Source organism: Lysobacter tyrosinilyticus, assembly GCF_054779815.1.
Genome location: NZ_BAAGXN010000001.1, coordinates 1 through 14,130 on the forward strand (window position 1 = coordinate 1; position 14,130 = coordinate 14,130).

10 protein-coding genes and 2 pseudogenes are annotated in these 14,130 nt (G+C 66.3%); 5 read left to right on the plus strand and 7 right to left on the minus strand.

The window, feature by feature from the left end; all coding sequences use genetic code 11:
* Positions 1–659: 659 nt before the first annotated feature.
* Positions 660–1,850 carry a tyrosine--tRNA ligase gene (tyrS, locus tag ACYVGK_RS00005; RefSeq protein WP_460732404.1) on the minus strand — a complete coding sequence of 397 codons (1,191 nt, stop codon included), beginning with the start codon at positions 1,848–1,850 and terminating at the stop codon, positions 660–662.
* 309 nt (positions 1,851–2,159) lie between these two features.
* Here tyrS and ACYVGK_RS00010 point away from each other — a divergent pair, with 309 nt between their 5' ends.
* A complete protein-coding gene (locus tag ACYVGK_RS00010; RefSeq protein ID WP_460731168.1) occupies positions 2,160–3,614 on the plus strand; it encodes a peptidoglycan DD-metalloendopeptidase family protein in 1,455 nt (484 codons plus the stop codon).
* A gap of 74 nt (positions 3,615–3,688) precedes the next feature.
* Positions 3,689–4,849, plus strand: coding sequence for an anhydro-N-acetylmuramic acid kinase (locus tag ACYVGK_RS00015; RefSeq protein WP_460731169.1), 1,161 nt, complete (start codon positions 3,689–3,691; stop codon positions 4,847–4,849).
* A gap of 107 nt (positions 4,850–4,956) precedes the next feature.
* On the opposite strand, the pseudogene ACYVGK_RS00020 reads toward ACYVGK_RS00015, so the two are convergent.
* The 3 genes and pseudogenes from ACYVGK_RS00020 to ACYVGK_RS00030 form a co-directional block, all read right to left on the minus strand.
* Positions 4,957–5,175, minus strand: a pseudogene (locus tag ACYVGK_RS00020) (hypothetical protein); the annotation flags it as partial.
* Between the two features lie 62 nt (positions 5,176–5,237).
* The gene (locus ACYVGK_RS00025) at positions 5,238–6,761 is read right to left on the minus strand and encodes an AmpG family muropeptide MFS transporter (protein WP_460731170.1); all 1,524 of its coding nucleotides are present in this window, start codon (positions 6,759–6,761) and stop codon (positions 5,238–5,240) included.
* Positions 6,751–7,530, minus strand: a complete 780-nt coding sequence (locus ACYVGK_RS00030; RefSeq protein ID WP_460731171.1) for an exodeoxyribonuclease III — start codon at positions 7,528–7,530, stop codon at positions 6,751–6,753. The genes ACYVGK_RS00025 and ACYVGK_RS00030 overlap by 11 nt, the downstream gene beginning before the upstream one ends.
* Before the next feature lie 94 nt (positions 7,531–7,624).
* Here ACYVGK_RS00030 and pyrE point away from each other — a divergent pair, with 94 nt between their 5' ends.
* Complete coding sequence (gene pyrE, locus ACYVGK_RS00035) at positions 7,625–8,284, plus strand: orotate phosphoribosyltransferase (RefSeq protein ID WP_460732405.1); 660 nt, start codon at positions 7,625–7,627, stop codon at positions 8,282–8,284.
* A 78-nt stretch (positions 8,285–8,362) separates the two neighbouring features.
* Positions 8,363–9,025, plus strand: coding sequence for a hypothetical protein (locus tag ACYVGK_RS00040; protein ID WP_460731172.1), 663 nt, complete (start codon positions 8,363–8,365; stop codon positions 9,023–9,025).
* Between the two features lie 64 nt (positions 9,026–9,089).
* Here the strand turns inward: ACYVGK_RS00040 and ACYVGK_RS00045 are convergent, their stop codons facing one another.
* From ACYVGK_RS00045 to coaBC, 3 genes and pseudogenes are all read right to left on the minus strand, one after another.
* Positions 9,090–11,414 (minus strand): phosphomannomutase/phosphoglucomutase, encoded by a 2,325-nt coding sequence (locus ACYVGK_RS00045; RefSeq protein WP_460731174.1) that lies wholly within the window; start codon positions 11,412–11,414, stop codon positions 9,090–9,092.
* A 32-nt stretch (positions 11,415–11,446) separates the two neighbouring features.
* Positions 11,447–11,905: a dUTP diphosphatase gene (dut, locus tag ACYVGK_RS00050; RefSeq protein WP_460731175.1), complete on the minus strand. Its 459-nt coding sequence runs from the start codon at positions 11,903–11,905 to the stop codon at positions 11,447–11,449.
* A gap of 48 nt (positions 11,906–11,953) precedes the next feature.
* Positions 11,954–13,200: pseudogene (gene coaBC, locus ACYVGK_RS00055) on the minus strand (bifunctional phosphopantothenoylcysteine decarboxylase/phosphopantothenate--cysteine ligase CoaBC).
* 198 nt (positions 13,201–13,398) lie between these two features.
* Here coaBC and radC point away from each other — a divergent pair.
* Positions 13,399–14,073: a RadC family protein gene (gene radC, locus ACYVGK_RS00060; protein WP_460731176.1), complete on the plus strand. Its 675-nt coding sequence runs from the start codon at positions 13,399–13,401 to the stop codon at positions 14,071–14,073.
* Positions 14,074–14,130 lie beyond the last annotated feature (57 nt).

Here is a 14,130-nt window from a genome sequence, read left to right on the forward strand (position 1 = left end):
GATCAAACTCTTCACTTAAAATTACAGGATCCGAAGATCCAATTTTTTGAGTGCAGTCGTCTATCCAGACCCAAATAAACTCAAATTACTAGCAATTGCTTGCTTTACTTGATTCATTTGGACTCTGTGTCGAACGTCTGCTTGATGGACATTTCCACCGGCCAGACGCCCGCACAAGTCACCTGCGCACACTGTCAAAGATCTTCGGAATCGGCCTCAGCGCCTCATCCTTCTTGCCTCACCCCGCCGCACCGAAGTGCCCGAGGGAGCCGACAACTATACAGCCAATTTCGATTCCGTCAACACCGTGTCGCAATCTTTTTTGGCTTCCCTGCGTCTCCGGGAGAGGCCGTTTCGGCCGTCCCGTCTGCAGGGCCGCGCATCTTACAGCACGCTTCGAATTCGTCAACCGCTTCCGAAACCGCTTTCTCAACACGCCCCCGCTTCGATCAATGCCTGCACCTCAGCGGGGCGCGCATTGTGCAGACGCACAAACAAAATGGGAAGGGGGTTAATGAAAATATTTTTGGGCGTTCGCGGAGCGCCAGCTCACACGTCGCTGTTTGATCTGAAAGCACGCGCTGCGCGCGCCCCTCATCCGCCCGTTGGGCACCTTCTCCCCGCAAGCGGGGAGAAGGAAAACCCAAACGGCGCGCTTGTTACGCCGCGATCAGGCGCACGCGCGCGAAGGTGCGCTTGCCCACTGCAAGCACGCCCTCGAAACCCGGTGCGAACACGCGCTGAGCGTCTTCAATGACTTCTCCGTCGATACGCACCGCACGCTCCTTCAGCTTGCGATTGGCCTCCGCGTTGCTCGGCGTCAGGCCGGAGGCCGTCAGCAATGCGGCGATGCGCAAACCGTCACTCGGCACCGCCACATCCGTCAGCGGCAGCGAAGCGGTATCGCCTACGCCACGCACCGCGGCATTCCAGCCCGCAATCGCGGTTTCCGCCGCCACTCTCCCGTGGAAACGCGCCGTAAGCTCGCGCGCCAGGCGTAGTTTGAGATCGCGCGGATTCAACTGGCCGACTTCGATATCGCGCTTGAGCGTCGCCGCCTCCGCAATCGAAATCTCGAAGCTCAGCAGTTCGATCCAGCGCCACATCAAGACGTCGTCGATCTTCATGGTCTTGGTGACGATGTCGATCGCCGGCTCATTGATGCCGATGTAGTTGCCCAGCGACTTCGACATCTTGTTGATGCCGTCGAGGCCCTCCAGCAACGGCATGGTCAGCACGATCTGCGGCGGCTGGCCAAAGTGTTCCTGCAGGCCGCGGCCCATCAGCAGGTTGAACTTCTGGTCGGTGCCGCCGAGCTCGACGTCCGCCTTCAACGCGACCGAGTCGTAACCCTGCACCAGCGGATACAGGAACTCATGGATCGCGATCGACTGCTGCGCGGCATAGCGTTTGGAGAAGTCGTCGCGCTCGAGCATGCGTGCGACGGTGTGCTGTGCCGCGAGCTTGATCATGTCGGCGGCACCCATCTGCCCGAACCACTCACTGTTGAAGCGGACCTCGGTGCGTTCCTTGTCGAGCACCTTGAACACCTGCTCGGCATAAGTCTGCGCGTTGGCGAGCACGTCCTCGCGGGTGAGCGGCTTGCGGGTGACGTTCTTGCCGGTCGGGTCGCCGATCATTCCGGTGAAGTCACCAATCAGGAAGATCACCTGGTGCCCCAGGTCCTGGAACTGCCGCATCTTGTTGAGCAGCACGGTGTGGCCCAGGTGCAGGTCCGGCGCGGTCGGGTCGAAGCCGGCCTTGATGCGCAGGGGGCGACCCAGCTTGAGCCGGGCTTCGAGCTCGTCGCGCTTGAGAATTTCGTCGGCGCCGCGGGCGATCAGCTCCATAGCGGCAGGTTCCAGGGCGTCGGAGTGGGAGGTCGATGCGGACACAACAGGTTTTCCGATGAGTGGTCGCCGCCTGAACGGGACGGGCAGCGTGAAATTCGTTAGATGGAAGTTAACACGGCGTTAAACCGGGCTCCACGTCAAAAATCCTTTGTGCTTCAAGGGTTTGACGCGGACTACTCACGTGACTATGGTACCCCCCGTAACGCGAGTCTCACGCGCGTGAACGCGCTATTTCATAAGCGCTGCGTTTCGGAGCCACGGAGTGGACGCCGGAGTTCTGAAAACCGTATTAGGGGGATGTTAGCAATGGGCAAATCCGGATTGGGCGCGCAGCGGCGCGAACGACTCAAGGCACTGCGCGAAGCCGCGCTGCACCGGCCGGTCCTGGCCCGACATCTTTCTGATGGCTTCAACGGTCGCTGGACGCGCCGGCAATGGGCGCAGGCCAGCCTGGTCGCGACCATGGGCATGCTGGTCGCCGCGATCGTCCCCGGCCTGAGCCCGGTGCACGACACCCCTGCCCCGGTGGCACGCACTTCGATGGCGCTGCCGCTGCCCTCCTTGCCGCTCGCGCGCCTGCGTGGCGAGGCTGGCGACAGCTGGCAGATGGTGCGGATCGAACGCGGCCAGACCCTGGCCTCGTTGTTCAAGCAATTCGGTCTCTCGCCCTCGACCCTGCACGATGTGCTGCAGCAGCCAGGCGCGCGGGAATCGCTGACCCGACTCAAGCCGGGCACCGAGCTGGCCTTCGACCTGCCGGTTGGCGAAGGCGGCAAGGCTGGCGAGTTGCGCGCCCTGCGCTTCGACCGGGATGCGACCCATCGCGTCGAATTGAGCTTCGATGGCGACCAGATCCGGCAGAAGGTCATCGAACGCCCGAGCGACACGCGCACCGTCGTGCTCAGTGGCAAGGTCGGCCGTTCGCTGTTCCGCTCCGCGCGCAAGGTCGGCCTGAGCGCGGCGAACATCAATACCCTGACCGACGACATCTTCAAATACGACATCGACTTCAATGACGATGTCGGCGCCAATGACCGCTTCAGCGTCGTGGTCGAACAGACGTGGCGTGAGGGCAAGCTGATCGGCACTGGCCCGGTGCTCGCAGCCACCTTCACTACCGGCGACAAGCTGCATACCGGTTTCCGCTTCCTGCGCAACGGCAAGGCCGAGTATTTCACCGGCGACGGCCGCCCGCTTAAGAAGAGCTTCATCCGCATGCCGATTCCGTATGCGCGCCTCACTTCGGGCTTCGGTAACCGCTTCCACCCGGTGCTCGGCCGCATGCGCATGCACAAGGGCGTCGACTATGCCGCCGGCACCGGCACGCCGATCCAGGCGGCGGGCGACGCGCGCGTGGCGTTCGTCGGCAAGCAGAACGGCTACGGCAACGTAGTGATCCTTGATCACGGCCGCGGCTACACCACGCTGTACGGGCACATGTCGCGCTTCGGCAAGGAGCACACCGGCCAGCACATCGCGCAGGGCACAGTGATCGGCTACGTCGGCATGACCGGCCTGGCCACCGGCCCGCACCTGCATTACGAATTCCGCGTCAACGGCGTGCACCGCAATCCGCTGTCGATCACGATGCCGCCGCCGGAGCCGCTGAGCGGCGTGGCGCTGGCGCAGTTCCGCCAGCAGACTTATGTCGCACTGGCGCGCATCCGCGAAGTCGAGAACATCATCTACGCCGATGCCGGCACCGCGGCCACGACGCAGGTGGCCAGCGCGCCGGCGAAGAAAAACGTCGGCAAGGGCTGATCGCGCTGCGACGATTACGTGCCAGGCCGCGCCTGGCACTACCCAAGCGAGGCAGCGCACGGTTTACTGCGCCGATGCCGCATAACGTCCTCGCTTCGAATCTCTTCCTTGGCCTGATCTCCGGCACCAGCGCCGACGGCATCGATGCCGCGCTGGTGCGTTTCAGTAGCGCCAATACTGGTGGCGATGACGCCGCACTGCATTGCGAGCTCGTTCGCGGCTGTACGTACGCGTGGCCCGAAGCCCTGCGCGCACGCCTGATCGCGCTCGGCCAGGGCGCGTCCATCGACTCCATCGACGAACTCGGCACGCTCGACGTGCAGATCGGCGAGCACTTCGCCGAAGCCGCGCTCCGCCTGCTCGGCGAAGCTGGTGTTGCCGGCGGCGACGTGCGCGCCATCGGCTCGCACGGCCAGACCGTGCGGCATCGGCCGGCCGGAGCCGCGTTCGACGGCAGGCATCCCTTCACTCTGCAACTGGGCGATGCGCACGTGATCGCGGAGCGCACCGGCATCGCGACCGTCGCCGACTTCCGCCGCCGCGACGTCGCCGCCGGCGGCCATGGCGCGCCGCTGCTGCCGGCACTGCACAACGCGCTGCTGCATTCGCCTGATGAAGATCGCGCCGTACTCAATCTCGGCGGCATCGCCAACTTCACTCTGCTGCCGCGTCGAGGCGAAGTGCGCGGTTTCGATACCGGTCCGGCCAATGCATTGATGGATGCGTGGTGCGCACGGCACACCGGGCAGGCCTTCGATGCCGATGGCGCTTTTGCGGCGCAGGGTCTGTGCGATGACGCCCTGTTGCACCGGTTGCTGGCGGAGCCGTGGTTCGCACTGCCGCCGCCCAAGAGCACCGGCCGCGAGGTCTTCCACCTCGACTGGGTGCAGGCACGACTGCAGGGGCAGGAAACCGCACCGGACGTGCAGGCCACCTTGCTGGAACTCACCGCCGTCAGCATTGCCGATGCCCTGCGCGCGCATCAGCCGGAGACGCGTCGTGTCCTGGTCTGCGGCGGCGGCGTGCACAACGCGCGACTGCTGCAGCGGATCGCCGCGAACCTGCCGGGCATGCAGGTCGAATCCACCGCCGTGTACGGCGTGGATCCGGATTTCGTCGAGGCGATGGGATTCGCCTGGCTGGCGCGGCAAGCGCTGGCGGGATTGCCGGGCAATCTGCCCAGCGTCAGCGGCGCGCGTGGGCCGCGCGTGCTGGGTGTGGTGTATCCGGCCTAGGGCAGCTTGTCCTTGCGTTCCATGAATTCGCTGACGGCGAAGCTCATGTCCACCTTGGGTGCGTCCAGCCCCTCGGGACGATCGACCCGGCCGATCAACGAGAAGCCCGGATCATTGGGCACGCCCTCGAGCGCGGCAATCGCCTCGCGCAGGGCATCGGTATCGGTGTCGCTGAATCGAACGTTCATGTCGGCCTCGACCGCGTATAACCCCTGCTCGAGCAGGTACTGGAGGGTCCGCGGCAAGTCCCAGCGACGCGCGTCCGCGATGCGGCGGATGCGATCCGCCAGCACGGGGTCGATGTCGCGGAGCACGATCTCGGTCATCGGGGGATGCTGATACGCATGAGTTCGACCCAATACTACTTCGATCGCACACTTGTCACACTTCATTGATCTCCCGCGGGCGACCGAGCGGCGGCCCGTTCCCGCCGCATCAGCCACAGCACCAGGATCAGCGCCGGCACGCCCATCACGGCGGTGTACACGAAGAACGGCGGATAGCCCCAGGCGTCGACGATGCGCCCCCATTGGCTCGCCAGACTCTTCGCCGGCAGGCTCCACAAGGTGCCAAACAGCGCGTACTGAGTCGCGGTGTATTGCTTGCTGGTCAACGACGACATGTAGGCGATGAACGCGGTGCCGGCGATGCCATTGGCCACGTTGTCCAGACTGATGGCGGCGGCCAGCCAGGCGATGCCGGGATTGGGGCCCGTGGTAAGCGTCGCCAGATGTCCGTACAGCAGGTTCGCCGCGCTCAACAGCACTAGTCCCAGCAGCATGCTGGGCATGAAGCCCAGGCGCCGCACCAGCCAGCCCGCGTACACCGCGCCGAACAGCGTCAGCGCCACGCCGTAGACCTTGGACACCGCCGCTACCTGGTCGAGCGTGTAGCCCATGTCCAGGTAGAACGTATTCGCGGCCACGCCCATGGTCATGTAGTTGAGGCGATAGGTGACGATGAGCAGGAGCATCGGCACCACGAGCCGCCATCCGAACCTGTCGACGATGTCCAGCAACGGCAGGGCGACCGATGCGATCAGGCGTTCGCGCGCGCCACGCAACGCGGGCAGCCACAGGACGGCGAGCAACGCCAGCTCGAAGAACGCGAGCGCGGCCGCGGTCGCGTCGAGCGCCAGCGTGGAGTCCTTGGCAGGCAACGCCATGCGCAGCCCCCACCATGCCAGCACGGTGACGAGCAACGCCGCCAGCAACATCACCGGTCGAATACGCGCGCCGGTCGCCGCGACCAGCGCCGGATCCGGACGGCCCCGCTCGATCGCCGTCACCGGCTCGCGGATCCGTAGCGTGGCAATGATCCCGACGAGCATCAGCGCCGCGATGAGAAAGTACGCGGCGGCCCACCCGCCGTGGCTGGCGGTCACCAGGGCGCCAGCACCGCTGCAGATCAACGCGATCTGATAGCCGACCTGATAGGCCGCCGAGGCATTGCCCTGCAGGCTCGCCTCGCTGGCCTCGATGCGGTAGGCATCGATGCTGATGTCCTGGGTCGCCGAGAAGAAAGCCGTGGCGGTCGCGAGCAACGCCACGCGTTCGGCATCGCTCGCCGGATCGGCAAATGCCAGCGCCACGAGTCCGGCGATCACGCCCACTTGCGCGAACAGCATCCAGCCACGGCGCTGGCCCAACACGCCGACACCGGGCAATCGATAGCGATCCACAATCGGCGACCAGACGAACTTGAGCGAGTACGCCAGGCCGACGAGGCTGAACAGACCGATCGTGGTGCGGTCGATGCCGGCAAGGCGCAGTCGCGCCGACAGCGTCGTCAGCACCATCGGGAACGGCAGGCCCGCGGCGAACCCCAGGAACAGCATCTCGCGGACGCCGGGCCGCCAGTAGTCGACGAACGATGCGAAAAATCCCGGCTTGCGTCCGGCGTCAGAGTGCATGGTCATATTCCACCGAAAACGGCGCGTGATCGGAGAAGCGCGGCGACGGATGGACCGCGCTCGCCTTGAGCTTGTCCCGCAACGACGGCGTGACGAACTGGTAGTCGATGCGCCACCCCACGTTGTTGGCGCGCGCCGCACCGCGGTTGCTCCACCAGGTGTAGTCCTGGCCTTCGGCGTGCAGGTGCCGGTAGGCATCGACCCAGCCGGTGCCTTCGCGGCACACGCCGTTGAGCCAGTCGCGCTCTTGCGGCAGGCAGCCGGAGTTTTTCTGGTTGCTGGTCCAGTTCTTGATGTCGAGGCGGCTGCGGACGATGTTCCAGTCGCCGCAGAGCACGTAGTCACGGCCGGATTCGAGCCATTGCTGCAGGATCGGCGCGAGCCACTGCATGACTTCGAACTTGAAGCCCTGGCGCAGCTCGCCCGACGAGCCCGACGGAATGTAGAACGACACCACGCTGAGATTGCCGTAGCGCGCCTCGATGTAGCGCCCTTCGTCGTCGAAGGCGGACCAGCCCATCGACGTCAGCACTTCGTCCGGCTCGCGCCTGGAATAGATCGCCACGCCGCTGTAGCCCTTCTTGGTGCTGGCGTCCTTGAAATAGCTGCGGTAACCATCGGGCCGGAAGGCGCTGCCTTCGAGCTGGTGCTCCTGCGCCTTGGTTTCCTGCAGGCACAGCACGTCGGCGTTTTGCGTGGCGAACCAGTCGAAGAAGCCCTTGTTGGCGGCCGAGCGCAGGCCGTTGGCGTTGAAGCTGATAATGCGCATGAAGGACCGTGCGGGGGACGAAGGTCGCAGCCTAGCGCACGCAGACGGATTTGCGATGCGGCAGAATTCGCGTCCCAGACTGCGTGCCACGCCGATGACCGACCACCGCTCCCGCTTCCTCCAGCTCGCCCTGCGCGCCGACGCGCTGCGTTTCGGCGACTTCACGCTCAAGTCCGGGCGCCAGAGCCCGTACTTCTTCAATGCTGGCCTGTTCAACTCCGGCTCGCTGCTGGCGGAACTGGCCACGTGCTACGCCGATGCGATCGACGCGCATGGGGTGGATTTCGACTTGATGTTCGGCCCGGCCTATAAGGGCATTCCGCTGGCCACTGCGGTCGCATGCGAATACGCGCGTCGCGGCCGCGATCTGCCGTTGGCCTTCAATCGCAAGGAAGCCAAGGCGCACGGCGAGGGCGGTACCCTGATCGGTGCGCCGCTGGCCGGGCGCCGGGTGTTGATCGTGGACGACGTGATCACCGCCGGCACCGCGATCCGCGAGGCCCTCGCCATCATCCGCGACGCCGGCGGCATCGCTGCCGGGATAGTGATCGCGCTGGATCGGCAGGAGGCCGTTGACCCCGCCGTATCGCGACGCTCTGCGGCACAAACTGTCGCGGACGAACATGGGCTTCCTGTCGTGTCCGTCGCCAATCTGTCGGATCTGCTGGAATTTGCGGGTGGCAGTACTGAACTGGCCGCCCAACGCGAACGCCTGTTGGCGTATCGTGGCGCCTACGGCAGCGAGGTAACCTGATCGGGTGACCGGAAAGCCACTCGGCTGGCGTGATCCTTGCTAGGCACTTGCGCATCAGCGATCGATCGCAGGATTCACATGAACAAGTCGTATGCCCCGCTCGCCCTGGCGCTCATAGCGGCCCTCTTCGCCGCACCGGTCGGCGCACAGACCAAGGCCCCGGCCAAGAAGCTCTACTGCTGGAACGAAGCCGGGCGCAAGGTCTGTGGAGATGCCTTGCCGGCCACCGCTACCGACAGCGCGCGCACCGAATTCAGTGCCAAGAGCGGCATGCCCACGGCGCGGGTCGACCGGGCACTGACGGCGGAGGAACGCGCTGCGGCCGCCGCTCAGGCGCGACTGAGCGAGCAGGCCCAGTTCCAGGCTCAGGCCCAGAGCATGCGTGAGCATGCGATGGCCGAGTCCTATGCCACCGAAGCCGACCTGCGCCGCGCCTTCGGTGAGCGCATGGCCCTGCTGGACGACACCATCAAGGCCGCGCAGCTGAGCATCGGCGGTCTTCGCCAGAGCCTGATCAGCCTGCTGCGCCAGGCCGGCGAAGCCGAACTGTCCGGCAAGCCTGTCCCGGCCAACCTCAGCGGCACCATCCAGACCCAGCATGCCGAGCTGATGCGTCAGCAGACCATGCTGGTCTCGCATCGCCAGGATCGCAGCGCGATCGATACCGAGCTCGCCCACGCCTTGGATACGTATCGCGGGCTGAAGGCGCAGAAGACCCCCGCGCCGATGCCGGAAGGCTGATTCCGGACCAGCCTCCCGAAATACGAACAAGCCTTCGCCCGCGCCATCAGCGCGGGCGAAGTCGTTAGAACGGCAACACCAGATCCGGCTTCACGGCGAGCAACTGTGCGCGGAACGCCCGCTGGATGCGCTGCAAGGCCTCCGGCGAATCCGCGTCGAAGCGCATGACCAGTATTGGCGTCGTATTCGATGCGCGCACCAGGCCCCAGCCGTCGGCGAAGTCCACGCGCAGGCCGTCGATGGTCGACAACCGCGCGCCTTCGAACTGTGCCGCGCCACGGAATCGCTCGACGAAGCTGTGTGGGTCGCCCTCAGGTGCGTCGACCTTGATCTCGGGCGTGGAGACGCCATCGGGCAACGCAGCCAGGGTCGCCGACGGCGTGTCGGGCTGCACGGACAGGATTTCCAGCAGGCGCGCGGCGGCGTAGATGCCATCGTCGAAGCCGTACCAACGCTCCTTGAAGAAGAAGTGGCCGCTCATCTCGCCGGCCAGTTCGGCGCCGGTTTCGCGCATCTTCGCCTTGATCAGCGAATGGCCGGTCTTCCACATCAGCGGGCTGCCGCCGTGGCGCAGGATGTGTCCGGGCAGGCGGCCGGTGCACTTCACGTCGTAGATGATCATCGCGCCCGGATTGCGCTCCAGCACGTCCTGCGCGAACAGCATCAGCAGGCGGTCCGGGAAGATGTTCTGGCCGTCGCGGGTCACCACGCCCAGGCGGTCGCCATCGCCGTCGAAAGCGATGCCGAGGTCGGCATCCAGGCGCTCGACCATCCGAATCAGGTCGTCGAGGTTGTGCGGATCGCTCGGATCGGGGTGGTGATTGGGGAAGGTGCCATCGATCTCGCAATACAGCGGGGTGACTTCCGCACCGATCGCTGCCAGCACACGCGGACCGATGTCGCCGGCGACGCCGTTGCCGGCATCGACCACGACCTTGAGCGGACGGTCGATCTGCACATCGCTGGCGATCCGCTGGACATAGTCCTCGCTGACATCCTGGAACCGCACGCTGCCCGTGGTGCTGGCGACGTACAGGTGGTCTTCGACGATGCGGTCATAGAGGTCGGTGATGGCGTCGCCGGAAAGGGTTTCGCCGCCCACGACAATCTTGAAGCCGTTGTAGTCGGGCGGGTTGTGGCTGCCCGTCACCGACACGCAGGACCCGGCGCGCAGGTGATACGCCGCGAAATATACGACCGGCGTCGGCGCCATGCCGATGTCGATGACATTGCGGCCGGCCTTGCGCAGACCATTGATCAGGCCATCGGCAAGTTCGGGGCCGGACAGCCGACCGTCGCGGCCCACCACGATGTCGAGCAACCCCTGCTGCTGCATCAGCGAACCGATCGCCTGTCCGAGCAGTTCGGCCACGCCCGTGTCCAGTGTCTTGCCGACCACGCCGCGCACGTCATAAGCACGGAAGATGCCGCGATCCACTGCGAGACCGATGGCCTTGGGCGCTGTTTCGACCAACTCGGCCGGCTTGCTCGGCGCGGCCGGCTGCGGCGCCTGCGCGCCAGAAGCCATCTGGGCCAGGGTCTGCTCGCCCTCGTCGTCTGCGGCCACCGCCTTAGCGGCGCGACCACGTGACAACGCCGGATAGAGCCAGGCCAGGACCGCGGCCAGCATCAGCAGGACGGTCGCGATCGCGCACGGCACCCAACCGAGCCCCAGCGGTCCGCCAGCCACGTCCGGCACGGCAGCAGCAATGCGCAGGTCGCTGCCGGGTACTTTGGCGGCCATGGCTTCGGCGCCGGTGGCAAGCGTCTTGTCGCCACGCTCCACCACGCTGGAAGCACCCTGACGCAAAGCCAGATAAGTGTCCTCCGGCACGCGTGCCGCCTCGACGCCGCTGCTCAGCTTGTCCAGCGGCAGACGCACCGCGGCGACGCCAACGATCTCCTGGCCACGCTGGGCCGGCGCAGCAAGCGCCAACTTCTGCTTGCCCAATCCATCGGTAGCGATCCAGGCCACGGCCTTGCGTTCGGCCAGTGCCTGCTCCATCGCCGCGAGGCGGCCGTAACCGGTCTTGGGTAGGCCCGCATAGGCTGGATCCAGATCCGGCGGCAGCACTTCGCCCTCAGTGGCCGAGGCCCAACCCTGGGTCAGCACTTCACCGGCCAGGCGCAGGTCGCCCGCCGCCAGCGCGGACTGCACCGCCGCACCCTGCAACTGGGTCGCGAACTGTTTCTGTTCGCTGGCGAGCACTGATTGCGCCGCACGGGCCGCTCCGTCGCGCGCTTCTTCCACCGCGTGGCGGCGCGCACTGTCGCGGAATTGTTCCCAGGCGCTCCAGCCAAACCAGGCCGCCAGCAGCACCAGGACAGCGGCGGCTACGCGACCCAGCAGCTGCGCCTGTCCCGAGGAAAACGTCTTCTTCTCGCTCATCATCGTTTCCTGTCGTTACTCCGTGCAGCGCGTCAACGCACGCCGGTATGTCCGAAGCCGCCCGCACCACGCGCGCTGGTTTCGAACTCGTCCACTACCTGCAGGCTCGCCCGCACGATCGGCAGCACCACCAACTGAGCGATGCGGTCCCCGGGTTGAATCGTAAAAGCCTCATGCCCGCGATTCCACACGCTGATCATCAGCGGCCCCTGGTAGTCCGCATCGATGAGGCCGGTGCCATTGCCCAGCACGATGCCGTGCTTATGGCCAAGGCCCGAGCGCGGCAGGATCACCGCGCACATGGTCGGGTCGCCGACATGGATCGCCAGGCCCGAGGGCACCAGCGCCGCATCACCTGGTTGCAGGGTCAGTGCGCCGTCGAGCGCCGCGCGCAGATCGAGGCCCGCACTCGCCGGCGTGGCGTATTGCGGCAGCGGCCATTCGCCGCCGAAGCGCGCGTCGAGGATCTTCAGTTCAAGCGTGTGATGCATGCGGCCCTTTGGTTCCTTGTTGTTCCGCGCCCGCGGCGCGTCGCCCGGTCAGTCCAGCCGGGCCGAGATCAGCTCAAGCAAGTTGTCTGCCAACTGCGTCTTCGGTGCCGGGCCCAGGGCGCGCTCGAACCCGTCGCGCCCGTACACCACCAGCGCGTTGTCGTCGGCCTCGAAGCCGCTGCCGGCGACGCCGACGCGGTTGGCGGCGATCAGGTCTAGCCCCTTCTTCTCCAGCTTGCCGCGCGCGTATTGCTCGACGTGGTCGGTTTCGGCCGCGAAGCCGACCACCAGCCGGGGCCGCAATGCATGCGCGGCGACTTCGGCGAGGATGTCGGGGGTGCGCACCAGTTCCAGCACCAGCGTGTCCATGCCGGCCTGCTTCTTGATCTTGCCCGCAGCGACGCTGCGCGGGGTGAAGTCGGCGACCGCCGCGGCACCGATATAGACGTCGGCCGGCAACGCGCCGAGCACGGCGGCGTGCATCTGCGCGGCACTGCGCACATCGATGCGCGAGAGCCCGGCTGGCGTGGGCAACGCCACGGGGCCGGCGACCAGCACCACTTCCGCACCCTGGCGCACGGCGGCTTCGGCGATGGCGAACCCCATCTTGCCGCTACTTCTATTCCCGATGAAGCGGACCGGATCGAGATCCTCGAAGGTCGGCCCCGCACTGATGAGGATGCGGCGTCCGCGCAGGCTCACCGTTCGCCCTCCCGATCATCCTGAGCCTGTCGAAGGATGAGCGCGGCGACGATGTGATCCGGCTCACTCAGGCGACCGGGCCCGGACTCGCCCTCGGCGAGCGGACCATCCTCCGGCCCGATGATCTGCACGCCGCGTTCGCGCAGCGTGGCCATGTTGGCCTGCGTGGCCGGGTGCAGCCACATGCGGTGGTTCATCGCCGGGCACACGGTGATCGGCGCGGTCGTCGCCAGGCATAGCGTGGTGACCAGGTCATCGGCGAAACCGTGGGTCAATTTGGCCAGGGTATTCGCGGTTGCGGGCGCGACGACGATCCGGCTGGCCCAGCGCGCCAATTCGATATGCCCCATCGCCGCCTCGGCCGCCTCGTCCCACAACGACGTGCGCACCGGGAAACCCGACAGCGCCTGGAAGGTCGGCGTGCCGACGAAGCGCGTGGCCTCCTCGGTCATCGCCACCTGCACCTGCGCCCCGGCGTCGCGCAGCCGGCGCACCAGTTCGGCCGCCTTGTACGCGGCGATCCCGCCGCACACGCACAGCAGGATGCGCTGATCGGCGAGTCGGGATTCGGGGCGGGCGCGGACATCGGCCATCGGTTCGGAAAATTCCTACCGTGAAACGGGCGATTAGCTTAACCGAACACGTGGATTTGCCTGATCCAAGCCGTGCGCTGATATCGGCAAGCTGCACCCATCCCGGACGCGGCGTGAAAGGTCGCCCTGTTCCAGGTTCGCAGGCCGCCCCTTGCTCCGCGCGCCGCGCCCGGGAACCTCTTTCCACCGACAGGCGTCATGCACATCCGCGACTGGCCCGCCACCGAACGCCCCCGCGAAAAGCTGCTGGCCCGTGGCACGGCGGCCCTGTCGGATGCGGAACTGCTGGCGATCTTCCTCGGCTCTGGGCTGCGTGGTCGCGACGCGGTGGCCACGGCGCGCGAGTTGTTGAGCGCACAGGGCGGCCTGCGCGCGCTGCTGGAGCGTCCGCCGAAGGAGTTGCGCAAGTTGCGCGGCCTGGGCCCTGCCCGCACCTGCGCGCTGGCCGCGGCGATCGAACTGGGACAGCGCCTGTTGCAGGCGGACCTCGAGCGCGGCGCTGCACTCAGCGATCCCCAATTGGCCGGGCGCTACTTCGCCCAACGCCTGCGTGGCCTGCCGCACGAAGTGTTTGCCGCGTTGTTCCTCGACACGCGCCATCGGGTAATCGCCTTCGAGGAATTGTTCCAGGGCACGCTGGACGGCGCCGAAGTGCATCCGCGCGAGATAGTGCGGCGCGCGTTGGGCCACAACGCTGCGGCGGTGATCGTCGCGCACAACCACCCCAGCGGAAATCCGGAGCCCTCGGCGGCCGATCGCGCCGTCACTGTGCGGTTGAAACAGGCGCTGGCCCTGGTCGAACTGCGCCTGCTCGACCACTTCGTCATCGGCGACGGGGCACCGGTTTCGCTGGCAGCGCGAGGCTGGGTCTAGTGGGACGCCGATTCTCAGGGCGCGCGGCGGCGCGTTGAAGTAGGACCTCGCGTGGGT

Excerpts from the sequence above, each read along its gene's own strand:
- tyrS (WP_460732404.1), bottom strand. The coding sequence starts at position 1,850 with ATGGAGCTGATCGCCCGCGGCGCCGACGAAATTCTCAAGCGCGACGAG.
- ACYVGK_RS00010 (WP_460731168.1), top strand. The coding sequence starts at position 2,160 with ATGGGCAAATCCGGATTGGGCGCGCAGCGGCGCGAACGACTCAAGGCA.
- ACYVGK_RS00015 (WP_460731169.1), top strand. The coding sequence starts at position 3,689 with ATGCCGCATAACGTCCTCGCTTCGAATCTCTTCCTTGGCCTGATCTCC.
- ACYVGK_RS00025 (WP_460731170.1), bottom strand. The coding sequence starts at position 6,761 with ATGCACTCTGACGCCGGACGCAAGCCGGGATTTTTCGCATCGTTCGTC.
- ACYVGK_RS00030 (WP_460731171.1), bottom strand. The coding sequence starts at position 7,530 with ATGCGCATTATCAGCTTCAACGCCAACGGCCTGCGCTCGGCCGCCAAC.
- pyrE (WP_460732405.1), top strand. The coding sequence starts at position 7,625 with ATGACCGACCACCGCTCCCGCTTCCTCCAGCTCGCCCTGCGCGCCGAC.
- ACYVGK_RS00040 (WP_460731172.1), top strand. The coding sequence starts at position 8,363 with ATGAACAAGTCGTATGCCCCGCTCGCCCTGGCGCTCATAGCGGCCCTC.
- ACYVGK_RS00045 (WP_460731174.1), bottom strand. The coding sequence starts at position 11,414 with ATGAGCGAGAAGAAGACGTTTTCCTCGGGACAGGCGCAGCTGCTGGGT.
- dut (WP_460731175.1), bottom strand. The coding sequence starts at position 11,905 with ATGCATCACACGCTTGAACTGAAGATCCTCGACGCGCGCTTCGGCGGC.
- radC (WP_460731176.1), top strand. The coding sequence starts at position 13,399 with ATGCACATCCGCGACTGGCCCGCCACCGAACGCCCCCGCGAAAAGCTG.